We start from the raw sequence: 21,855 nt of genomic DNA, 5'->3' as shown, positions 1-21,855 counted from the left end.
GCCCACCCCCAACTCAGGCCATCGTACGGAGCGCCGGCAACGGTCGCAGCACCCCCTGCTCCAGCCGCCAGCCGTGGCTGATCAGGCCGCGGAACAGCTCGGGCTCGTGGGTCACCACCAGCAGCACCCGGTCGCGGCTGAGCTGGCCCAGCAGCTGGAGCACCTCCTGGCGCACCGACCAGTCAAGGCCGGCGGTGGGTTCATCAAGCAGCAGCACGCGCGGATCCCGCACCAGCTGCACCGCCAGGGCCAGGCGGCGCTGCTGGCCACCGCTGAGCCGCTCCGGCGCCTGCTGAAGCGAGAGGGAGCCCAGTCCCACCTGATGCAGCACCGCCTCGATCCGCTCGGCCGGCAGCCTGCGCTGGCCGAGCTTCAGCTCCTGTCCGACGCTGAGTCCGAGGAAGTGACGTTCCGGAAACTGAAACACCAGCCCGCACAACCAGCGCCGCTGGCGGGCCTGGAGCACCGCGCCCTCCCAGAGAATCCTGCCGCTGCTCGGCTCGGCCAGGCCGCTGATCAGCTCCAGCAGGGTGGTTTTGCCGGAGCCGCTGCGCCCCGCCACCAGGGCAGGCTCTCCCGGCTTGAGGCAGAGATCCACGCCGTCAAGAACCGCCGCCGCCGCGGTGGCCGGTCGGTAGCGCAGGGCCTGGAGCTCGAGCATGGGCGGCATCGGGTCGCTCCAGCTTGCACGGCGTTGTTGGATGGGTGCCGATCGGTGGGCGCTTGGTGATGGAGGTCAGATTTCGTGACGTGGATCCGTTCAACTGCTGGATCTGGCTGCGCTTTGCCGCACCCCCCGGCCAGGGGGAGCGCAGCTACGTGGACACCGCCTTTGAAAGCTGGTTCTTTCTGGGCAAGCTGGGCGGCTTCAACGCCGAGAACCTCCAGGTGCACGAGGAGGGTGCCGAGCTGAGCTGGATGGCCTACGACGGCGATGACGCAGAGAAGGCCCTTCCCGCCCTGATGCACAACATGGGTGAACTGGAGTATCAGGAGGACTGGGGCCGCTGCTGGATGGATCTCGGCACCAGCGACGGCCTGGCCCTTGATGTGCTGATCAATGTGCTGCGCCAGCTCGACAACGACGTGACCGAGATCGAGGAGCTGGTGATCGGCGGCGTCAACGACGACTGGCCGGTGGAGGAGCAGGAGGAGGCGATCTTCCCGCTGGGCGGCGGCCGCTGAGCGGCCCGCCGGCTGGAACAGAACCCGCCACAGAAACCGCCATGGCCCGGGAACTGCGCCGTCTGCTGATCGATCCGGGCCGTCTGGCCGATCGACTCGCCCTCACGGCCGAGGAAAGCCGCTATCTCACCCGGTCGCTGCGCTACCGGCCGGGGGATCGCTTCGCCGTCACCGACGGCGCCGGCCGGCTCTGGAGCGCCGTGCTGCTCGATCCACGAACCGCTGAGCTGCAGCAACCGCGCCAGCATCCACTCGAAGTGGAGCCCGCGGCCAGACCCTGCCTCTGCCTGGCCCTGGCCGTGCCCCGGCTCGATGGCGACGTGGTGATCCGCATGGCCTGCGAGCTCGGGGTCGATCAGCTCCAACCCCTGCTGGCGGCGAGAAGCAGCCCGGGGGCAGAGCGGCGGCGGGGGCGCTGGCCGGCGATCCTGCGCGAGGCCGGTGAACAGAGCGAGCGGCTCTGGCAGCCGGAGCTGGGCGAGCTGGTTGAAGCAGGAAGCTGGCTGGCCAGGCCGGTGGAGGGCCTCGCCCTGATCGCCACCACCCGCCGGCCTGATCTTCCCCTGCTCGGTTCGCTTCTGGCCGGCACTTCAGCGGGGGAAGCACCGGAGGCCCTGGCACTGGCGATCGGACCGGAGGGCGGCTGGACGCCGCAGGAGGAGCAGCTGGCCGGACAGAGCGGCTGGCGGGCGGTGAGCCTGGGGCCCCGCATCCTGCGCTGCTCCACAGCGGCGGTGGCCGGCCTGAGCCTGCTCAGCCAGTGGCGCAGCAGCCGGCACGGCTGCTGAACTCAGCCCCGGGTGAGGCTGGTGGCGATCGCCTTGAAGCCGGCCAGGTTGGCGCCTGGGAGGCGGCGGGGCTGGGCCAGGGCACCGGAGGGAATCAGCAGCTCCGGGGCAAAGGTGACCGTTGAGGGGGCCGGACGGTTCTCCTGATCGCGGCGCAGCTCGGCGGCGATCGCCTCCGCGGTGGTGGGGCCAGGGGCCGGAGCGGGGCTGGCTGCCGGTGCCGGGCTGGCGACAGGCTCGGCTGGGAGCACCGGGCTCTCTGCAGCTGGGGAAACCGGAGCCTGGGGCGCCACGGAGGCGGGAGCCGGCTTGGCGCCGTCGCCACCGAGGTCAAGGAAAAAGGAACCCTTGCGGTTGAACACCATGGCGTCGGCCCTGTGTGGCAGTGGCTTCGATTATCCGTCGCGTCCCCTCCGCCCGGCCGCCGGCTTAGGGGTGTGCAACAGAACAGGCGCCGACCACACTGGCAGGCGTCGCTGCACCGATGGCCCGATGACCTGGTGGACGGCTCCGCCACCCCTTCCCCCGCAGACCGTGGCCGCCTGGCTGCTGGCTCTGGGGCTGAATGGGTTGCTGATCACCCTGGCCCAGCGCCTGCCGCTGCTCACCCGTGCCGGCTGGGTGCATGCCGGCATCCTCGGCACCGTGCTGTGGGGGAGCCTGGGCTGGCGCGGCTGGCTGGCCGTGGTGCTCTATCTGGCCCTGGGTTCCCTGGTGACCCGAATGGGCTTTCAACGCAAGCAGGCCGCGGGGCTGGCCGAAGCGCGGGGCGGTCGCCGCGGCCCTGAGAACGTCTGGGGATCAGCGGCGACCGGGGCCGGCCTCGCCCTGCTGTGCACCCCACCCGGCGCTCCGGTGGGCCTGCTGCTGCTGGGTTTCGGCGCCAGTTTCGCCGCCAAACTGGCGGACACCTGCGGCAGCGAGATCGGCAAGCGCTGGGGCCGCACCACGGTGCTGATCACCAGCCTGCGGCCCGTGCCGCCGGGCACGGAGGGGGCGATCAGCCTGGAGGGCAGCCTGGCCAGCCTGGTGGGAAGCGGCACCATGGCCCTGCTGCTGCTGGGCCTCGGTGTGCTCTCATCAGCGGCGGCCTGGTGGCTGGTGACCCTGGTCGGGTTGGTGGCCACCCTGCTCGAAAGCCTGATCGGCGCCACCCTTCAACCCCGGCTGGCCTGGCTGAGCAATGAACTGGTCAATGGGCTGCAGACCCTGATCGCCGCGCTGCTGGCGATCGCCCTGGCCCTGCTGCTGCCCTGAGCTGGAGCGCGCCTGCCTCCAGCCGCAACGGCGGAGTGAACAGCTCACCGAGCTCCACTCCGATCTCCTGACGCAGCTGGACCAGCAGGGTTTCACAGCGCTTCTGGGCGGCCCGGGCCCTGAGGCCGACCAGCTCGCCGAGCTCCCGCCAGGAGGCTCCCTCGAGCACGCGCCCCTCCAGCAGCCGGCGGTGGGCTGGATCAAGGCGACCGAGGCGCCGACGCAGCCAGTCCTGGGGTTCGGCGTCGCAACAGGGCGACTCCACTGAACTGTCGGGCCGGCAGGGGTGGGGGGGCTGGCTCGCTTCGATCTGCGCCAGCAGGGGCAAGGCGCCACCATCCCCATCCGCAGCGGCGGCAGGGGCATCGAGGCTGCGGATCCGCAGGGCGCGGTGCAGGGCGCAGGCCTCCCGCCAGCGGTCGACGCGACAGCCGAGCGCCGCCGCCAGTTCGGCTTCGCTCAGGGCTGGCGACTGCTGCTGCAGCCGCTGGCCGCGGCAGTGGAGTTCGCGCAACTGGCGCGAACAGCGCAACGGTTGGTGATGGTCGCGGAGATGGTGTTGCATGGCACCCCGGATGTAGGGCACCGCATAGCTGCTGAGGGCCTGGGCCTGGTGCGGATCGAAGCGCTCGATCGCCCGGATCAGGCCGAGGCAGCCCAGTTGCACCAGATCCTCGAACGGCAGGGAGGTGGTGCGGCTCTGGCGCTCGGCCACCTGGCGCACCAGGGGAAGGTTGAGTTCGACGATGCGGTTGCGGTCGCGGGGGTCGGCACTGGCGCGGTAACGCGCGAGGAGACTGGCGTTGAGGGAGGCGAAAGGCTGATCCGACACGGGAAAGAGGGGGGTGAAAACCGTGGTTTCACCCTCTGTCCGGTGCGGCCTTCCAGGCCATTCCCCAGCCGGGGGAACTTCTCTCCCCCATCCGGGTGATCCCCGTTCAGCGGCCTGGGGTGCTGACCAGCGCGGTCTCCAGCTCGGCCCAGCGCAACAGGGCAGGCCACTGAATCACCCGCTCATAGACCCGCTGATGGCCGGCGGCGTTGAGATGGAGGCCATCGGCATCGATCAGCCGCAGCCAGTGGGGATCGGCGAGCAGCTGCTCCAGCAGCGGCAGGAAGGGCAGATCGGCCTCCAGGCAGGCCTCCTCCAGCAACCGCTCGTAGCGGTGCACCGTGGCCAGGTCGTACCAGAGGCAATCGGCGTAGGGCATCACCGCCTCATCCACCGGCGCCAGCCCGAGCACCAGCACCGGGGCCAGCGCCCTGGCCTGGGGCAGCAACTGCTGAAGGCCGAACAGGAACGCATCGGGGCCCAGCTGATGGCGGCCGTCGCGGCGGCCCACCCGGGCGGTGTCGTTGAGGCCGATGTTGATCAGGATGCCCTGGGGCGCCTGGCGCCGCAGTTCGCCCCGGCAGCCCACCTCGGCGGGCAGGCGGGCGGCCAGCCGCTCCAGCCCGTCGCCCCGCACCCCGAGGTTGTAGAGCACCGGCCCGTCCGGCAGGCCCATCCAGTGGCGCCTGAGCCGTTCGCACCAGCCGCCGTGGTCGGGATCGCCCCAGCCATAGGCGCTGCTGTCGCCCAGCACCACGAGCTTGCGGGGGATGGCTAGGGGCATGGGCGGGGGATAGGCGGACCTGGGGGAAATCGATGCAAGGCTTCAGGCCGCCAGCAACCGGTGGCGGACACGGTCGCTGAGATCCTCCCCCAGCAGGGTCAGGGCGGCGTAGACCGCCACCAGGGCAAGAAGCTGATCGACGGCGAAGGAGCTGAGGGCTTCGAGCAACAGGGTTCCCAGCCCTGCCGACCCCACCAGCCCGACCACCACGGTTTCGCGCAGGATCACATCGGCGCGGTAGGCGCCATAGGCCAGGTAGGAGCGGGACAGGCCGCTGAAGCGGCCATAGAACAGGGCGAGCCGCGGTCCGCAGCCGGCGCAGCGCAGGGCAGCCTCGGCGCCCCCCCCAGCCGCGTCGGCCGCTTCCAGCAGCAGGCGACCAAGCACACCAAGGTTGTGAAAGGCGAGGGCCAGGGCCGCGGTGATCAGGCCGGGCTTGAGCACGAACAACATCAGCAGGGCCGTCAGCGGTGGCGGCCAGAGCCGCCCCAGGGCCCAGAGGCCCTGCAGCAGCAACCGGCCCCATGGCCAGGGGGCGACCAGCAGCAAGAGCAGCGGCGCGACACCCACCGCCAGGGCGGCGGCCAGCAGGGTGAGCAGCAGCGTGCTGCCCACCATCGCCCCCCAGGGCAGGGCAAGCACCGCCGGCCAGTCGGGATGGAAGGGCGGCAATGCCTGCACCACCAGCAACGCCGCCGGGTTCACCCCGAGCGCCAGGGCCAGCAGCAGCAGGACGGGCAGCAGGGCCAGCGTGGCAAGCAGCAGTTCACGGCCACGGCTGCCGACGGCACCGGCCGCCAGACCGAAGCGGCCCGGCATGCCCCAGCGCCGGCGCAGCAGCCGCACCAGCCCCTCCAGCAGCAGCATCACAGCGAGCAGCAGCCACAGACAGGTCCAGAGCTCATGGAACTGCAGGGACTGGAGGGTGAGCCGCAACTCCGTGCCCAGGCCGCCCAGGCCGAACACCCCCAGCAGGGTGGCGCTGCGCAGGGCACACTCCAGCCGGTACCCGCCATAGCTGAACACCCCCGGCAACAGGGCCGGACCCAGGGCGGTGAGCAGGGCGGCGGGGCCGTCGGCGCCGGCGGCGCGCAGGGCCTCGAGCGGAGCGGTGGGCAAGGCATCGAGCAGGTCGCTCACCACCCGCGCCACCAGGGCGGCGTAGGGGATGGCGATCGCCAGCACCGCCACGGCCGGCTGCAGGCCGACCAGCTGCAGCAGCAGCAGACCCCACAGCAACTCATGAATCGAGCGCGGGATCGCCAGCAAGCGCCGCAGGGCACCGGCAGGCCATACCTGCCCGGCCATCGTCCGCCAGACGGTGCGGGAGCTCAGCACCCCTCCCACCAGCCCCAGGGCGAGGCTGACGGCCCAGCCGAGCAGGGCAACGGCCACGGTCACCCCCAGCCCCCTCAGGGCGGAAGCCAGCAGGACGGGATCGCCCGAGGGGGTGATGGCGGCGAAGGCGAACTGACCGATCAGCTCCCAGCCGCCGCCATGGACCACAGCCGGCAGCACCGCCGCCAGGGGAAGCAGCACCAGGGCCGGCAGCAGCATCAGCAGCGGTGCGGCGGGCCGGCGCTGCGACCAGGGGTGCTGGGCCGGGGCCAGGGGGGTCATCGAGGCTCCGCCAGAGCGGGCATGGATTCGGCGCCGTAGAGCGACTGGATCAAGGCGGCATCAAGCGCCGCCGGGGGCGCATCCAGCACCAGCCGGCCCGCCCTGAGGGCGAGCACCCGGTCGAAACCACTAACCAGATCAGGCCGGTGCAGGCTGAGCAGCAGGGCGCGCGGGGCGGTGGCCTGGCGCAGCAGCAGGGTCAGCAACTCCGCCGCCAGGCGTGGATCGAGGTGGGCCAGGGGCTCGTCGGCCAGCAACAGGGTCGGCTGCTGACGCAGCAGCCGGGCGATCGCCAGCCGCTGACGCTGGCCGCCGGAGAGGGCCGTGACCGACTGGGGCAGCAGGGCTGAATCCAGATCCACCTGGCGCAGGGCGGCGGCGTTGGCCGCTGTCTCGAGAGGCTGCAGCAGGTTGCGCAGGGCCCGGGGCCAGCCCCACTCCGCCAGTCGGGCAGCGTTGAGGTTCTGCTGGACGCTGAGCTCCTCGATCAGGCGCAGGTCCTGCCAGAGGGTGCCGATCCGGGCCCGCTGCCGCTGCCGCAGCCGCTGGGAGCGGGCCGGTGGCGCCCCCTCCCAGAACAGCTCACCACCGCTGGGCTGCAGCAGGCCGTTGGCCACGGCCAGCAGGGTGCTCTTGCCGGCACCGCTGGCGCCGAGCAGGGCCACCCGCTCGCCTGCCCGCAACTGCAGGGAAACCCCCGCCAGGCGATCAGCGCCCCGGCCCGGCACCGTGACATCGCGAAGCTCCAGCACCAGCGATGGCGAGCCGGACCCAGGGCCCGATGGCGAGCCGGAGCGGTTCATCGCTCAGCGAATCTTGCCGATCTCGCGGCCCACCTTCTCGATCGGGTCGTACAGCCGCGGAGTCGCCGGAATGAAGCGCTTCGCACCGAACAGATCAAGGATCTGGGCCTGCTGGGGATTACTGGCGCGCAGATTCACGAAGGTGGACTGGAGCCTGGCGGTGAAGCCCTTGCCGAAGCGCTGGTCGAGATTCGGCTGGGCGAGCCAGTGGTAGTTGGCGTAACCGGGGGTTCGCCAGATCACGATCACCTTCTTCGGGTCGGTCTTGCCGGAGCTGAGATTGCTCTGCCACACCTCCTCGTTCACCACCCCCGCCTGGTAGGCGCCGCTCTGCACGAGGGCGATCGTGGCGTCGTGGCTGCTGCTGAAGCCCGGGGCGCCGCCGGCGAAATCGCTCAGCCGCACACCGGCCTGGCCGAGGAAGTACTGGGGCATCAGCCGACCGGAGGTGGAGCTCTCCGAACCGAAGGTGAAGCGCTTGCCCTTGAGCACGCTCAGCCCCTTCTGGTTGGCGATCGGCTTGATGCCACTGGCGGTGTTGGCGATGAAGAAGCTCTGGAAGGAGGTGTCAATGTCGCGCTGGGCGATCACCCTGGCGCCGGGCTTCTGCAGCCGGGCCTGAACACCGGTGAGGGCTCCGAACCAGACCAGATCCAGATCGCCGCGGCGGAAGGCGCTCACGGCGGCGGTGTAATCGGTCACTGGCACGTACTTCACCGGCACGCCGAGGCTGCGGCTGAGTTCGTTCGCCAGCAGGGGGTAGAGGCGGTTGAGGGTTTCGGGCTTCTGATCAGGAATGGCGCTGATCCGCAGCAGCTTCTGCTGGGCCTGGGCGCCGGGAAGGAGCGGTGCGGCGGCGGGGGTGACAGGGGGGAGGACCGCCGGCAGGAGCAGCATGGCCAGGCCAGCCAGCACGGCGGTCGAACGTTCTCGGAGCCGCAGGACAGGGCGGCGGAAAGGAGATGACATCAGAAAAAAGGGGGGGATTTCAGAGGCTGGCCAGGAAACGCTCAAGGCGGGCCAGGCCATCGGTGATGGTGGCGGGGGAGGCGGCGCAGGAGAGCCGGATGCAGCGGTCGTCGCCGAAGGCCACCCCCGGCACCACCGCCAGACCCACCTGTTCGAGCAGCTGGTTGGAGAACCGCATCGAATCGAGCCCGTAGCTGCCCACATCCGGGAAGGCGTAGAAGGCGCCCTGGGGAGGCTTCAGCCGGATTCCAGGCAGGGCCCGCAGACCATCACTGAGCAGGCGGCGGCGCTGGTTGAACTGTTCGGCCATCGCCTGAACGCACTGGCGCGACCCCTGCAGAGCCGCCAGGGCGCCGTACTGGGCGAAGGTGCAGACATTGCTGGTGCTCTGACTCTGCAGGGCGCTGGCGGCGGCGATCACCTCACGGGGCCCGGCCAGGTATCCCAGCCGCCAACCGGTCATCGCCCAGCCCTTGGCGAAGCCGTTGACCACGAACACCCGATGCCGCAGATCGGGGGCAATCGCCGCGAAGCTGTGGTGCTGCTGGCCCGGCGCCAGCAGGAACTCATAGATCTCGTCGCAGACCACCGCCACCTGGGGATGGCGCCGCAGCACCGCTGCCAGCCCCTCCAGCTCAGCGCGGCTGATCACCATGCCGGTGGGGTTGGCGGGGCTGTTCAGCACCAGCAGCTTGCTGGCCGGGGTGATCGCAGCCTCCAGCAGCTCCGGGCGCAGGCGGAAACCATCACTGGCCTCGCTCGGCAGCAGCCGCACCGAGGCCCCGGCCAGCTGGGCCATCTCGGGGTAGCTCAGCCAGTAAGGAGCGGGAAGCAGCAGCTCATCACCAGGGCCGAGCAGCACCTGGAAAAGATTGAACAAGGCCTGCTTGCCGCCGTTGGTGACCAGCACCTGATCGGGGGTGGTGGGGATGCCGTTCTCATCGCTGAGCTTGGTGGCGATCGCCTGGCGCACGGCCGGTTCGCCGGCGGCGGGGCCATAGCGGGTGGCACCACGGGCGAGGGCCTCACTGGCCGCCTCGCGGATGAAGGCGGGAGTTTCGAAATCCGGTTCGCCGGCACTGAGGCTGCAGATGTCGTATCCGTCGGCCCGGAGCGCACGGGCCCTGGCCGAGATGGCGAGGGTGAGCGAGGGCTGCAGAGCGATCGCCCTTGCCGACAGATTCAACGGGCAGGGCATCAGCGTCGTCGCAGCGTTCGACCGCAACATGGGCGGTGGCACTCAGGCAATGGAGCGCGTGAAATGAAGAAGTCATCTTGCCTGACGCTGATCGATCCCGGCTGGCCCAGCCCCGGACGGCTCAGCCGCCTCCAGGCGGCCTGCGCGGCCTGCCGCCGCTGTGGCCTAGCTGAAGGCCGTGTGCAGGTGGTGGTCAGCCGCGGCAGCCCCACCGCCCGGTTGATGGTGATCGGCGAGGGGCCCGGCGCCGAAGAGGATGCCACCGGCTTCCCCTTCGTGGGCCGGGCCGGCCGGCTGCTCGATCAGCTGCTGGCGACCGTAGCGATTGACACCAATCGTGATGCCTACATCTGCAACGTGGTGAAGTGCCGGCCGCCCGGCAACCGCAAACCCACCCGCGAGGAAATGGCGGCCTGCCTGCCCTGGCTGCTGGAGCAGGTGGAGCTGGTGCAACCCCAGGTGATCCTGCTGGCCGGCGCCACGGCTGTGCAGGCGGTGCTGGGAATCAAGGGCGGCATCACAAGGTTGCGGGGCCAGTGGCAATGCTGGCAGGGGCGCTGCTGCCTGCCGATCCTTCACCCCTCCTATCTGCTCCGCAATCCTTCCAGCCAGCCGAACACGCCGAAGTGGCACACCCTGCAGGATCTGCAGGCGGTGAAGCGGCGGCTCGATCATCCAGAAGACTGGGCTGAGGGCTGAAGGCTCATTGCTGAAGCCTGGGGCAGCCCTGATCGCCCCTATCGCTTGATCGTCAGTTCCCTGGCCGCTGTGACAGGCTTTGGCCAACCCCGGCCCACCCGCGATGACCGGCACCCTCGCCCGCCCCGACACCAGCCTTGCGGGCCTACCCGCCGACTGGGCCAGCAACCCCCGCTACGACACGGTGATCACCCGCCGCAAAACCCGCAGTGTGCGGGTGGGTGATGTCTGGGTGGGCAGCGAGCACCCGGTGGTGGTGCAGTCGATGATCAACGAGGACACCCTCGACATCGCCGGTGCCACCGCCGGCATCCGCCGCCTGCACGAAGCCGGCTGCGAGATCGTGCGGCTCACAGTGCCGAGCCTGGGCCATGCCCGGGCGGTAGGGGAGATCCGCAAGCGCCTCGAAGACAGCTATCAACCCGTGCCGCTGGTGGCCGATGTGCACCACAACGGCATGAAGATCGCCCTGGAGGTGGCCCAGCACGTCGACAAGGTGCGGATCAACCCGGGCCTGTATGTGTTCGACAAGCCCGATCCCAACCGCACCGAGTTCACGCCCGAGGAAGTGGCGGCGATCGGCGCGCGCATCCAGGCCACGCTCGAACCGCTGGTGAGCCTGCTCAAGGAGCAGGACAAGGGGCTGCGCATCGGCGTGAACCACGGCTCGCTGGCCGAGCGGATGCTGTTCACCTACGGCGACACGCCGCTGGGGATGGTGGAGAGCGCCATGGAGTTCATCCAGATCTGCGATCGCCTCGACTTCCACAACATCGTGGTGTCGATGAAAGCCTCAAGGGCCCCGGTGATGCTGGCCGCCTACCGGATGATGGCCGACCGCATGGACGCCGCCGGCTTCCACTACCCGCTGCACCTGGGCGTCACCGAAGCCGGCGACGGCGACTACGGCCGCATCAAGAGCACCGCCGGCATCGCCACCCTGCTGGCCGAGGGCCTCGGCGACACGATCCGGGTGTCGCTCACCGAGGCGCCGGAGAAGGAGATTCCGGTCTGCTACTCGATCCTGCAGGCCCTGGGCCTGCGCAAAACGATGGTGGAGTATGTGGCCTGCCCCAGCTGCGGCCGCACGCTCTTCAACCTGGAGGAGGTGCTGCATGTGGTGCGCAACGCCACCGCCCACCTCACCGGCCTCGACATCGCCGTGATGGGCTGCATCGTGAATGGCCCCGGCGAAATGGCCGACGCCGACTACGGCTACGTGGGCAAGACCCCCGGCACCATCTCCCTCTACCGCGGCCGCGACGAAATCCGCCGGGTACCGGAAGCCGAAGGGGTGGAGGCGCTGATCGCCCTGATCAAGGAAGACGGCCGCTGGGTCGATCCCTGAGGCCGCTGGGCCAGCGCCGGGTGGCCGGGTCACATCCAGACGTGGCTGCAACCGGCCATCCCCCTGTGCTGAGGCCAACCGGGGGGGCTAGCTTGAAGCTTCCACTCACGGTGCCCGGAGTCTTCGCCAATGGCCAATGGTCGCACCAGCCTGCTCGTGTTGGCGGGGATCGGCGCCTGCACGGCGGCAGCGGTGGTCGGCGGGGAGTGGTTCATGGCTCCGAGTTCCGCCTCCCTGATCACCGACAGCCCGAAGGAGGTGATGGATCAGGCCTGGCAGATCGTCTTCCGCGACTACCTCGACACCACCGGCAAGTACACCCCGGAGCAGTGGCGCAAGCTGCGCCGTGACCTGCTGGCCAAGAGTTACGGCAACACCAAGGAAAGCTACGAGGCGATCCGGGGGATGCTCGGCACCCTCGATGATCCCTACACCCGCTTCATGGATCCGCGGGAGTTCAAGGAAATGCAGATCGACACCTCGGGGGAACTCTCCGGGGTGGGGATCCAGCTGAGCCTCGACAAGGACACCAAGGAGCTGGTGGTGGTGTCACCGATCGACGGCTCACCCGCCTCGCGGGCCGGAGTGCTGCCGAAGGACGTGATCGTCTCGATCGACGGCAAGAGCACCAAGGGGATGACCACCGAGGACGCGGTCAAGCTGATCCGGGGCCAGGCCGGCACGTCGGTGACCCTGGAGATGCGCCGCAAGAACCAGCTGCTCACCGTGCCGCTCACCCGGGAGCGGATCGAGCTCCACGCCGTGGAGCACCAGATCAACACCACCCCGGATGGGGTGAAGGTGGGCTACATCCGCCTCAAGCAGTTCAACGCCAACGCCGCCAAGGACATGCGGGCCGCGCTCCAGGATCTGGAGAGCAAGGGGGTGAAGGGTTACGTCCTCGACCTGCGCAGCAATCCCGGCGGACTGCTGGTGGCCAGCGTGGAGATTGCCCGTCAGTGGCTTGATGAGGGGATCATCGTCTCCACCCGCACCCGCGACGGCATTCAGGACATCAAGCGCGCCAACGGCAGGGCCCTGACCAAGGCGCCGGTGGTGATCCTGGTGAACGAGGGCTCAGCCAGTGCCAGCGAGATCCTCTCCGGTGCGCTGCAGGACAACAAGCGCGGTGTGCTGGTGGGCCAGAAGACCTTCGGCAAGGGCTTGGTGCAATCGGTGCGGGGCCTCTCCGACGGCTCCGGCATGACGGTGACGATCGCCAAGTACCTGACGCCCAGCGGCCGGGACATTCACAAGCACGGCATCAAGCCCGATGTGCTGGTGAAGCTGAGCGAACAGGAGATCCAGAACCTCAAGTTCGATGAGATCGGCACCCGCAAGGACGGTCAGTACAAGGAGGCCGAGAACACCTTGGTGAAGCAGCTGCGCCTGGTGGGCAAGGCACCGGCCAAACCGTTCAGCCCCACCAGCGCCAACCTGCCTTCAGCGCTTCCTACCGCCCTGCCGGCTCGCTGAGCCGACAGGGCGGCCAGCCAGCCAGCACAAGGAATCAGGCCGCTCCACTCACCGGCTGCATCAGCCCGCCACCGGGATTGGAATCGTCATCGTCGTTCTCCTGATCGTTCTGGAAGAGGGCGAACAGACCGAGGGCCATGGCACTGGCCAGCACCGAAACCAGCTGCCAGCCGGCCTGGGATCCCATCGATGCACCACCCAGATCCATCAGTTCGCCCATGATCAGCTCCATGTGCGGAAATTGTAACGATTTTTTGCGGCAAGCCGTGCGTGTCACCAGAGCCGGTCGCGTCCACAGCGCAGCGCCTGCAGCTTCCGCTCCAGCACCACCAGCGCCGGAATCAGGGTGAGGCCGTTGGCCACGATCAGCGGGCCGTCCTCGGTGAGCAGGCCGTAGATGCCCCAGCCGGTGATTCCGATCGTGAACAGCAGATACATCCGCAGCGAGATGCCGCGGGTGTCGCCGCTGCGCACTGTCTTGATCGCCTGGGGGAAAAAGCTCAAGGTGGTGAGCGTGGCGGCGGCGTAGCCCAGGAGCGTCACCGGCAGGGGCTGAGTCATGGCGGCAGCATGGCCGCAGCCGGGGCGAACTGGGTGATCCGGTCACGATTCGGCGGCGCAGCCGCCATTCACGCCTAGGTTGCCGCAGGTCGACGAGAGCCCTTGCCGTGCAGACCATCGACGATCTCCTGCGCGAGACAACGGCCCGCTACGAGCAGCGCAGCGAGCAACGGGAGCGCACCGGGCGCCTGATCCAGGAGCAGGGGGTGCTGGCGGCCAATGATCCGGAGCTGGTGGAGCAACGGCTGAAGCGGCTCCATGCCGATCCGCAGCTGGTGGAACAGCTCGGGGCGATCAAGTGCGGCTTCAGCGCGGCCGGCCCGGGGCTGGCGCCGCGGGATTTTCCCCGGTCGCTGGAGCGGGTGATGGGCACCAACGACCTGATCGGCATCCGCTTCCTGGAACAGGGAGTGCAGGTGGCGCGGGCGGTGGCGCGGGTGCAGATCCGCGATGGGCAGGGCCGCGCCGAGGGCTACGGGTCGGGCTTTCTGGTTTCGCCCCGCCTGTTTCTCACCAACAACCATGTGCTGGCCACAGCGGCCAGCGCAGCCGCCAGTTTGGCTGAGTTCAACTTCCAGGAGAGCGCCGGCGGCGAGATGCAGCCCAGCCAGGTGTTCCCGTTCGCGCCGGAGGAGTTCTTCCTCACCGACCAGCAGCGGGACTACACGCTGGTCGCCCTGCGCCGGGATTCGCGCCTGGGCCGTTATGGCTGGCTGCCGCTGATCCCCCAGATCGGCAAGTTGATGGTGGGCGAAACGGTGAACATCATTCAGCACCCGAACGGTGAACCAAAACAGCTGGCCATTCGCCACAACCAGGTGGTGGATGAGCTGGAGCTGTTCCTCCACTACAAGACCGACACGGCACCGGGATCGTCCGGCGCACCGGTGTTCAACGACCAGTGGGAAGTGGTGGCCCTGCACCATTCCGGCGTGCCGCAGCGCTCACCCGAGGGCCGGATCCTGGCGCTCGACGGCCGCCACTGGGAGGAGTGGATGGGCGAGCAACGGGTGGCCTGGATCGCCAACGAGGGGGTGCGGATCAGCCGCCTGGTGGCCCATGTGCAGCAGCAGCCGCTCTCGCCCGAAGGCAGGCGGCTGGTGGAGGAAATGCTCACGCCCAGCACCCCTGCGGTGCTGGCGGATCGACCGCCGGCGGCTCTGCCGGATCTGCCGCCGTCGCCTGCCGGCGAGGCGTTGCTGCCAGCCAGGCTCGAAGCCGGAGTGGCCACCTGGACCATCCCCCTGCAGGTGAGTGTGCGCTTCGGCGCCGCCCAGCCAGCGCTCGAAGCCGCAGAACTGTTCGGCTGGGGCCGCCCCCGCCAACCCCCGGAGGCAGCGGCGGCGGTCAGCGCGCCGTTCTCGCTCGCCTCGCTGAGCCGCGAGAGCTTCAGCTGGGACACGGCGCTCTCGCTCGCCCTGGCCTGCCAGCTGGCCTATGAACCGGCGGCGACCGTGCAGGCACGTGCCCTGGAGTGGGGTTTCAGCAGCTGTGAGCCGATCAGCGACGGCCCGGCCCAGTGTTTCGTGGCAGGCAGCGAGGATCTGGTGCTGGTGAGCTTCCGCGGCACCGAGAGCGTGGCCGACTGGCTCAGCAATCTGAAGCTGCTGAGCACGGACAGCGGCCGGTTCGGGCCCGTGCATGCCGGCTTCCTGGAGCAGTTCCGGGCGCTGCAGCAGGAGATCGAGGCGATCCTGCGATCCGCTCCCGACCGCCGGCTTGTGATCACCGGCCACAGCCTCGGCGGGGCGATCGCCGTGCTGGCCGCCGCCAGCTGGGTGGGTGAGCTGCCCCTGCACGCGCTGCACACCTTCGGCCAGCCGATGGCGGGCAAGGCCGCCTTCGCCAGCTTCGTGCAACGCCAGTTCGAGGCTCGCTACTTCCGCCACGTCAACGGTGCCGACGTGGTGAGCCGGGTGCCGCCCGGCTACCGGCACGCCGGCCAGCTGTATCGCCTGGCCGGCCGCGAATCCACCAGCAGCACCGCCAGCGCCTGGGGAACAGAGAGCCAACCGCTCAACACCGAGCAGTTCAGGCAACTCCAGCAACGGCTCCAGGCCGAAACAGGCGGCGCTGGAACCCAGGAGGGTTTCACCAGCCTGATCAGTGATCACATGATCACGGCCTACATCAGCAGGATCGCTCAGCAGCCGGTGAGCTGAGCAGGGTTGGCCATTCCTTTCAGCAATGGAAAGCGGCTTGATCAGCCCATCAGCTCTCATAGGGACTGGGCCATTGATCGGGTGCACGTCAGGTGCCGTGCGGAACTCCGGGCAGAGCTTGTCTGAGTGGGACGTGCAGGGCTGGCTGCCAAGCGCGACACAGGCTGGATGCCAGCCTCCATGCCCCAATGACTCATAGAATAAAAGCTATGAATTCCGGCAATCGCCATGGCTACGCGCTCGATCAGCGTCTCCCTTGAGGAAGGCCTGCTCGCGGACCTCGATGCCAACAGTGCCAACCGCTCAGCGGCAGTGAGCGAGGCGATCAGCCTCTGGCTCCACCACCGGCAGCTCGTGGCACTTCAGCTGGCCTACACCGGTTTGGCCCAACTTCAGGGCGGTGACCTGAATGAGGCCGGCAGGGACACCGTGATCATGGGAGCCGAGGCTCTGGAGCGGCTGGATGGCTGAACGGGGTCGGATCTACCGCTGGCCCCGCAACCGAAGTTTTGGCGATACAAAAGCTCGGCCCGTGCTGGTGATTTCTCCGGAGGCCGCCCACCACGCCAGCACCCGCCGGGTTGTCGTTCCCCTCAGCCGTGATCCCCGTCTGAATGGCCATCTTCTGGGGGTGGCGTTGGATCCCAGCCCAGCGAATGGGCTTCACCACCGCAGTTATGCGATGGCCTGGCATCCAACCACCGTGGATGTCATCAACCTGGAAGGCCCCCTTGGACGCATCACGCCAGATCAGCTGGCGGATGTGCTGCAGCGGATCTCCGTAGCCCTCGATCTTGGGATGCAGGAACCATGGCAATGAGAGTGTTCAGTGCCATGGGGTACTCATAAGGAGGCCCTTGCCATCGGGGGGTTGATGCACCGCTGAGCCCCCCCTCACGCCCACCTCACACCACCAGCACCGCCTCATTCCTCGCCTTCTGCTGCTCCGCCCGCTGGGCGTCACTGAGGCCATCGGCACCGGGGAGCTGCTCGGCCATCGCCTGAAGCCAGGCCATCAGGGTGTCGAGCTGCTGGGCGGCGGGGAGCACACTGAGCCCACGGGCCAGCACCTTGGCCGTGCTGCCGGCACCGCCCTGATACACCAGCCGGCCGTGCAGGTGCTGGGGCAGGCCCTGGCGCAGCAGCCGGAAGGCGGGCTCCTCCATCGGGGTTTCGAGCACCAGGTTGGGTTTTTCGGCCCTGAGACGCGAGAAGCCGCAGCGCCTGGCCATCAGCTTGAGCTCCATCAGCTGCAGCAGGCTGGCCACCGGCGCCGGCAGGGCGCCGTAGCGGTCGATCCAGCCGGCCGCCAGCTCCAGCAGTTCGGCCTTGCCGCCGCAGCCCGCCGCAGCCCGGTAGGCGGCCATCTTCTCGTCGGCCTCGGTGATCCAGTCGGCCGGGATGAAGGCGGTGATCGGCAGGTCGATCTGGGTGTCCTCCACCACCGGGATGTCCTGGCCCTGGATCTCGGCGAGGCTTTCCTGAAGCATCTCCATGTAGAGGTCGAAGCCGATCGTCTCCAGCTGGCCGCTCTGCTCCACCCCCAGCAGGTTGCCCACGCCGCGGATCTCCATGTCGCGCATCGCCAGCTGATAGCCGGAGCCCAGCTGGGCGAACTCCTGGATGGCCCGCAGCCGCTGCCGGGCCGCCTCGGAAAGCGAGGCATCACCGGGATAGAACAGCCAGGCGTGGGCCTGCACGCCGCTGCGGCCCACCCGGCCGCGCAGCTGATAGAGCTGGGCGAGGCCGAAGCGATGGGCATCTTCCACCAGGATCGTGTTCACCCGGGGAATATCCAGGCCGCTTTCGATGATCGTGGTGCAGAGCATCACGTCGGCCTCACCGGCGTTGAAGGCCACCATGGCGCTCTCCAGTTCCCCTTCGGCCATCTGGCCGTGGGCCACCAGCAGCTTGAGGCCCGGCAGCATCTCGCGCAGCTGCCCCGCCACCTCCTCGATCCCCTCCACCCGCGGCACCACGTAGAACACCTGGCCGCCGCGGTCGAGTTCCTGGCGGATGGCGCTGCGCACCGCCTCCTCATCACGGGAGGCGAGGTGGGTCTTGATCGGGCGGCGCAGCGGCGGCGGCGTGGTGATCAGGCTCATCTCCCGCACCCCCGAGAGGCTCATGTAGAGCGTGCGCGGAATCGGGGTGGCCGAGAGCGTCAGCACGTCCACGTCTTTTCTGAGCGCCTTGATCTTCTCCTTCTGGTTCACCCCGAAGCGCTGCTCCTCATCCACCACCAGCAGCCCCAGCTGCTGGAAGCGGGTGCCCTTGCCGAGCAGCTGGTGGGTGCCGACCACCACATCCACCTTCCCCGCCACGAGGCCATCGAGGATCGTGCGACGTTCGGCGCTGGTGCGGAAGCGGTTGAGCAGCGCCACCTTGAGCGGATAGGGGGCGAAGCGCTCGCTGAGCGTGCGCCAGTGCTGCTGGGCCAGCACCGTGGTGGGGGCGAGCAGGGCGCACTGCTTGCCGGCCGTGACGGCCTTGAAGATCGCCCGGATCGCCACCTCCGTTTTGCCGAAGCCCACATCACCGCAGACCAGCCGGTCCATCGGCTCGGGCTTCTCCATGTCGCGCTTCACCTCGGCGATCGCCTTCACCTGATCCGGCGTGGGCTCATAGGGGAAGGAATCCTCCAGTTCGCTCTGCCAGGGGCCATCGGGGGGGAAGGCGAACCCCGGCGACTGGTGGCGCTCGGCGTAGAGCCTGACCAGATCGAGCGCCACCTTGCGCACCGTCTTGAGCGCCCGTTCCTTCGCCCTCGCCCAGGCCACACCGCCCATGCGGTTGAGTTCCGGCGGCGTGTCGGTGCTGGCGCGGTAGCGGCCCAGGCTGCCCAGCTGGTCGGCGGCCACCCGCAGCGTGCCGTCGGCGTACTGCACCACCAGGTAGTCGCGGGATTCGCCGCTGATCGCCAGCTTCTCCAGCTTCAGGAAGCGGCCGATGCCGTGGTTGCGGTGCACCACGAAGTCGCCGGGCAGCATCTTGCCGGGGTCCACCGTGCGGCTGGCCGCCTTGCGGCGCCGGCGCACATAGCCGGTGGCGGCCAGGCTGTGCTGGCCGAAGAATTCCCGGTCGGTGAGCAGCACCAGCTTCCAGGCCGGCATCTGCAGCCCCTCCAGCTCGGCGGTGCCCCTGAGCTTCAGCGCCACCGGCGTGTTCTGCTCCACCAGCCGCTCGATCGCCGGGAAGTCGTGGGGGTTGGGCACGAAGCGGGCGATGCAGTCGTGCTCCTCCAGCAGCGCCACCGCCCGCGACGGCTGGGCCGACACCAGCCAGACCCTGGTGCGCTCCTGCTGGTGGCCCTTCACCAGGGCCGCCAGGCGGCCGAACTGGTTGGGATGGGCGACCGCGGCGCGGCTGGCCAGATCGAAGCTGTTCGGGTGACGGTCGGTTTCGTTCAGCTCGGCCAGATCGAAGCCGGCGAAGGCTTCAGCCGCCTTCAGGGCCTCGATGATCGGCCGGTGCAGGGCAGGCAGATCCAGATCGTCATGCTGGGCGGCGGCGTGCTCGAACCACTGCTGGCCGTGGGCCAGCCCCTGGCGCCGCTCATCAATGGCGATCAGGCTGTGGGGTGGCAGGTAATCGAGCAAGGAGGCCGGCTGCTCCCAGGCCAGCCCCATCAGCCGTCGCATTCCCTCGGGTGTGCCGCCCTCCAGCAACTGCTCGAGCGCCTCCGGGCTGAGCAGGCCTTCGAGCTCAGCCGGCATCGTCTGCCGCAGGGCATCGGCCACCAGGGGGCCGTAGCCGGTGGGGGTGAGCCGCACCGCCTCGATCGGATCCAGCGAGCGCTGGGTGGCCGGGTCGAACTCGCGCAGCTTCTCGAGCGTGTCACCGAAGAACTCCAGCCGCACCGGCAGCTCGGCGCTCACCGGGAACAGATCGACGATGTCGCCGCGACGGCTCCAGCTGCCCTCCTGCTCGATCGTGGGCACCCGCTCGTAGCCCAGGCCCGCCAGGGTGGCGGCGAGCTCCTCGAGGTCGACCAGCTGACCCTTGCGCAGGCTCAGGCAGCGGGCGGCCAGGGCGGCCGGCGGCGGCAGATGGGGCTGCAGGGCCCGCTCGGTGGCCACGATCGCCCCCCGCCAACCCCCATCCACCAGCTCGCTGAGCACCTGCAGCTGACCCCAGGTGATCTCACTGGTGGGATCGAAGGGCTCATAGGGTGACCCCTCGCTGGTGGGGTAGAGGGCAGCGCTGGGCCAGCCCATCAGCTCCAGCAGGGCGCTCCAGCGTCCCGCCTCCTCCAGGGTGGGCACCACCACCAGCAGGGGCGCCCCGGCCAGCCGGGCCAGGGCGCTGGCGATCAGAGCCCGACCAGCCCGGCCGGCGCCGCTCAGGCGCAGCCGCTCGGGCCTGCGGCTGCGTTCGAGCACCTCACCGGTGAGGGGCACCTGCTCCAGCTGGCGCACCAGGGCGGTGAGGGGCATCAGGGCGGAGCGGGCACGGACTTCGATCCTGCCAGCTCCCCGTCAGCATGGAGGCACTCCTTCTGCGTCCGGAGTCCCTGGCCCGCCCTCACCGCCCTCACCGCCCTCAACCTCCCCAACGTCGCCGCCGCCGCCGCGATGGCCGCCTGGCGAGCCTGCTGATCGGTGTCGGCCTGGCCGGGACCGCCGTCTGGGCCTGGTCGCCGCCGCCACAGACGCTGCCAACCCTGGCGGCGCTGGACGCTCTGCCGTTCCAGCTTCAGGAGCTGTGGCTGTCGAGGGCGCCGGCACCGCCCAGACCCGGCGATGTGGTGGTGGCTTCCGCCGATCTGGCGCCCTTGCTGAACTCGCTCAGGCTGGCGGATCAGAGCTGGCGGCCCCGGGCCATTCCGCTGCCTGGCGGCGGCTTTCGCTACCTCTACAAACGCCGCGCCGATGACCCGCTGCTCACCGTTGAGCAGATCAAGCAGCGGCTGCTCAACCCGCCGGAGTTCCGGTCGGAGCGCCTGGCGATCACCACCTTGATCCCCGCCCTGGAGCGGGTGGGGGTGCGCATCGTGCTGGGTCCACCGATCAAGCGGGGGGCGGCGGCCGAATGGGACCCGGCCGCCCGCACGATCCGGATTCAGCCGGGAGTGGTGAGCAACGGCAGCGTCGAATTCGCCCGGGTGCTCAACCACGAGGCGATCCACGTGGCCCAGAGCTGCCGCCGCGGTGGCCCGGCCGCCCAGCCGCAGCTGCTCGGGCTCTCCAACCAGCTCGATGTCCAGAGCCAGCGGCACCTGGGGGATCCGGTCTATGCCAGCGCCTCCCCGCTGGAGCGGGCCCTGGAGCGGGAGGCCTACGCCAACCAGCACCGCCTGGAGCTGGGCATCGCCCTCCTGGGCAAGGAGTGCCGCCAGCGGCGCTGATCACCGCTCAAGGCGGCGGCGGTGGCGGCGGCTCGCCGATCATCACGCCCTCCAGCAGCATGTTGAAGTGCAGCAACTGCTGGTCGCTGAGCTGCTGGCGGCTGGTGTGGGAGAAGTGCCGCTCCAGGAACTCCCTGCCCTGGGCCGCCCGCCAGCCCAGCTGGCCCAGCAGCTGATCACACTGGGCCAGCAGTTCCGGCCGCCGCAGCGGCGGACGCGCCTGGGCGGGATCACTGCCCGGCTCCAGCTGCAGCAGGGCCTGGCGGTAGCTGAGCAGGTCGGCGTAGCGCACCAGCCGACCGCGGCTGGGATGGCCGAACACCCGCTCCAGGTAGATGGCCTCCTGCTCCCGCCCCCAGCGCAGCCGTCTGAGCTGGAGATCCACCTCGGCGAGCTCGTCACTCCAGTCCTCGGGATCAGCCGGTGGGTCCTCCGGGCTGGGGCCCTCCGGGCGGGGCGGCTCAGGGCTGGCCGGGCTGGAGCCGGGTGGCTCCGGGCTGGGCGGCTCGGCAGAGGAGAGCGGCGGGGGCGGGGCGGGAACAGGCTGGGCGGGAACAGGCTGGGGCACCGGTTCGGGGGCGGGGGCGACACGGACCGGTGCTGCTGCGGTGGTGGTGGCGGTGGTGGCGGTGGTGGCGAAGCTGGTGGTGGAGCTGGTGGCGGCCGGCAGGCGGCCCCGCAGGCGCTCGATCGCCCGATCCTCCGCCTGCTCGGCGTTGCCGCCCTCCCCCAGTGCGCTGCCGAGGCACGCCCCCTGCTGCCAGGCGCTCACCAGCACCACCCGCTGACCCGGTTCGGCATGGACCAGTTGGGACTGCAGCTGCAT

At 69.6% G+C, this 21,855-nt stretch carries 22 protein-coding genes; 10 read left to right on the top strand and 12 right to left on the bottom strand.

Annotated elements, in window-relative coordinates:
* Positions 1–13 precede the first annotated feature (13 nt).
* On the bottom strand, positions 14–661 hold the full coding sequence (locus tag KQ307_RS09430; RefSeq protein ID WP_259727822.1) for an ABC transporter ATP-binding protein: 648 nt from the start codon (positions 659–661) through the stop codon (positions 14–16).
* Positions 662–729: 68 nt separating this feature from the next.
* Between KQ307_RS09430 and KQ307_RS09425 the strand changes: the two genes are divergently transcribed.
* On the top strand, positions 730–1,185 hold the full coding sequence (locus KQ307_RS09425) for a DUF3531 family protein (RefSeq protein ID WP_259701021.1): 456 nt from the start codon (positions 730–732) through the stop codon (positions 1,183–1,185).
* Positions 1,186–1,226: 41 nt separating this feature from the next.
* Positions 1,227–1,973: a 16S rRNA (uracil(1498)-N(3))-methyltransferase gene (locus KQ307_RS09420; protein ID WP_259727821.1), complete on the top strand. Its 747-nt coding sequence runs from the start codon at positions 1,227–1,229 to the stop codon at positions 1,971–1,973.
* A 2-nt stretch (positions 1,974–1,975) separates the two neighbouring features.
* Here the strand turns inward: KQ307_RS09420 and KQ307_RS09415 are convergent, their stop codons facing one another.
* Positions 1,976–2,338: a hypothetical protein gene (locus KQ307_RS09415; protein WP_259727820.1), complete on the bottom strand. Its 363-nt coding sequence runs from the start codon at positions 2,336–2,338 to the stop codon at positions 1,976–1,978.
* A 127-nt stretch (positions 2,339–2,465) separates the two neighbouring features.
* On the opposite strand from KQ307_RS09415, the gene KQ307_RS09410 reads away from it, so the two are divergent.
* Positions 2,466–3,230, top strand: coding sequence for a DUF92 domain-containing protein (locus KQ307_RS09410; RefSeq protein WP_259701024.1), 765 nt, complete (start codon positions 2,466–2,468; stop codon positions 3,228–3,230).
* Here the strand turns inward: KQ307_RS09410 and KQ307_RS09405 are convergent.
* The 6 genes from KQ307_RS09405 to KQ307_RS09380 all read right to left on the bottom strand — a co-directional run bounded on the left by KQ307_RS09405 (position 3,166) and on the right by KQ307_RS09380 (position 9,436).
* Complete coding sequence (locus KQ307_RS09405) at positions 3,166–4,062, bottom strand: sigma-70 family RNA polymerase sigma factor (protein ID WP_259727819.1); 897 nt, start codon at positions 4,060–4,062, stop codon at positions 3,166–3,168. The genes KQ307_RS09410 and KQ307_RS09405 overlap by 65 nt on opposite strands.
* Positions 4,063–4,168: 106 nt before the next feature.
* On the bottom strand, positions 4,169–4,846 hold the full coding sequence (locus tag KQ307_RS09400; protein WP_259727818.1) for a GDSL-type esterase/lipase family protein: 678 nt from the start codon (positions 4,844–4,846) through the stop codon (positions 4,169–4,171).
* Positions 4,847–4,888: 42 nt separating this feature from the next.
* Positions 4,889–6,466, bottom strand: coding sequence for an ABC transporter permease (locus tag KQ307_RS09395; RefSeq protein WP_259727817.1), 1,578 nt, complete (start codon positions 6,464–6,466; stop codon positions 4,889–4,891).
* Positions 6,463–7,269 carry an ATP-binding cassette domain-containing protein gene (locus KQ307_RS09390; protein ID WP_259727816.1) on the bottom strand — a complete coding sequence of 269 codons (807 nt, stop codon included), beginning with the start codon at positions 7,267–7,269 and terminating at the stop codon, positions 6,463–6,465. Before KQ307_RS09390 ends, KQ307_RS09395 begins: the two co-directional genes overlap by 4 nt.
* Before the next feature lie 3 nt (positions 7,270–7,272).
* Positions 7,273–8,238 carry a putative selenate ABC transporter substrate-binding protein gene (locus KQ307_RS09385; RefSeq protein ID WP_259727815.1) on the bottom strand — a complete coding sequence of 322 codons (966 nt, stop codon included), beginning with the start codon at positions 8,236–8,238 and terminating at the stop codon, positions 7,273–7,275.
* A 19-nt stretch (positions 8,239–8,257) separates the two neighbouring features.
* Positions 8,258–9,436, bottom strand: a complete 1,179-nt coding sequence (locus KQ307_RS09380) for a pyridoxal phosphate-dependent aminotransferase (RefSeq protein WP_259701030.1) — start codon at positions 9,434–9,436, stop codon at positions 8,258–8,260.
* A 63-nt stretch (positions 9,437–9,499) separates the two neighbouring features.
* On the opposite strand from KQ307_RS09380, the gene KQ307_RS09375 reads away from it, so the two are divergent.
* The 3 genes from KQ307_RS09375 to KQ307_RS09365 all read left to right on the top strand — a co-directional run bounded on the left by KQ307_RS09375 (position 9,500) and on the right by KQ307_RS09365 (position 12,959).
* Positions 9,500–10,135 (top strand): uracil-DNA glycosylase family protein, encoded by a 636-nt coding sequence (locus KQ307_RS09375; RefSeq protein WP_259727814.1) that lies wholly within the window; start codon positions 9,500–9,502, stop codon positions 10,133–10,135.
* 103 nt (positions 10,136–10,238) lie between these two features.
* Positions 10,239–11,483: a (E)-4-hydroxy-3-methylbut-2-enyl-diphosphate synthase gene (gene ispG, locus KQ307_RS09370; RefSeq protein WP_259727813.1), complete on the top strand. Its 1,245-nt coding sequence runs from the start codon at positions 10,239–10,241 to the stop codon at positions 11,481–11,483.
* A gap of 129 nt (positions 11,484–11,612) precedes the next feature.
* A complete protein-coding gene (locus KQ307_RS09365) occupies positions 11,613–12,959 on the top strand; it encodes a S41 family peptidase (protein WP_259727812.1) in 1,347 nt (448 codons plus the stop codon).
* A gap of 34 nt (positions 12,960–12,993) precedes the next feature.
* On the opposite strand, the gene KQ307_RS09360 is transcribed toward KQ307_RS09365, so the two are convergent.
* Both KQ307_RS09360 and KQ307_RS09355 read right to left on the bottom strand, forming a co-directional pair.
* On the bottom strand, positions 12,994–13,179 hold the full coding sequence (locus tag KQ307_RS09360) for a hypothetical protein (RefSeq protein ID WP_259727851.1): 186 nt from the start codon (positions 13,177–13,179) through the stop codon (positions 12,994–12,996).
* A gap of 53 nt (positions 13,180–13,232) precedes the next feature.
* Positions 13,233–13,520, bottom strand: coding sequence for a SemiSWEET family sugar transporter (locus tag KQ307_RS09355; RefSeq protein WP_259727811.1), 288 nt, complete (start codon positions 13,518–13,520; stop codon positions 13,233–13,235).
* Between the two features lie 107 nt (positions 13,521–13,627).
* On the opposite strand from KQ307_RS09355, the gene KQ307_RS09350 reads away from it, so the two are divergent.
* The 3 genes from KQ307_RS09350 to KQ307_RS09340 all read left to right on the top strand — a co-directional run bounded on the left by KQ307_RS09350 (position 13,628) and on the right by KQ307_RS09340 (position 16,502).
* On the top strand, positions 13,628–15,682 hold the full coding sequence (locus tag KQ307_RS09350) for a lipase family protein (RefSeq protein WP_259727810.1): 2,055 nt from the start codon (positions 13,628–13,630) through the stop codon (positions 15,680–15,682).
* A 228-nt stretch (positions 15,683–15,910) separates the two neighbouring features.
* Positions 15,911–16,153: a ribbon-helix-helix domain-containing protein gene (locus tag KQ307_RS09345; protein ID WP_259727809.1), complete on the top strand. Its 243-nt coding sequence runs from the start codon at positions 15,911–15,913 to the stop codon at positions 16,151–16,153.
* Positions 16,146–16,502, top strand: a complete 357-nt coding sequence (locus KQ307_RS09340) for a type II toxin-antitoxin system PemK/MazF family toxin (protein ID WP_259727808.1) — start codon at positions 16,146–16,148, stop codon at positions 16,500–16,502. The genes KQ307_RS09345 and KQ307_RS09340 overlap by 8 nt, the downstream gene beginning before the upstream one ends.
* An 85-nt stretch (positions 16,503–16,587) precedes the next feature.
* On the opposite strand, the gene mfd is transcribed toward KQ307_RS09340, so the two are convergent.
* The gene (gene mfd / locus KQ307_RS09335; protein WP_259727807.1) at positions 16,588–20,118 is read right to left on the bottom strand and encodes a transcription-repair coupling factor; all 3,531 of its coding nucleotides are present in this window, start codon (positions 20,116–20,118) and stop codon (positions 16,588–16,590) included.
* A gap of 47 nt (positions 20,119–20,165) precedes the next feature.
* On the opposite strand from mfd, the gene KQ307_RS09330 reads away from it, so the two are divergent.
* Positions 20,166–21,029, top strand: coding sequence for a hypothetical protein (locus tag KQ307_RS09330; RefSeq protein WP_259727806.1), 864 nt, complete (start codon positions 20,166–20,168; stop codon positions 21,027–21,029).
* A gap of 7 nt (positions 21,030–21,036) precedes the next feature.
* On the opposite strand, the gene KQ307_RS09325 is transcribed toward KQ307_RS09330, so the two are convergent.
* Positions 21,037–21,855, bottom strand: coding sequence for a hypothetical protein (locus KQ307_RS09325; protein ID WP_259727805.1), 819 nt, complete (start codon positions 21,853–21,855; stop codon positions 21,037–21,039).

This window comes from Synechococcus sp. CS-1326 (genome assembly GCF_025128115.1).
Lineage (GTDB): Bacteria > Cyanobacteriota > Cyanobacteriia > PCC-6307 > Cyanobiaceae > Regnicoccus.
This window is presented reverse-complemented; position numbering and strand designations above follow the sequence as displayed.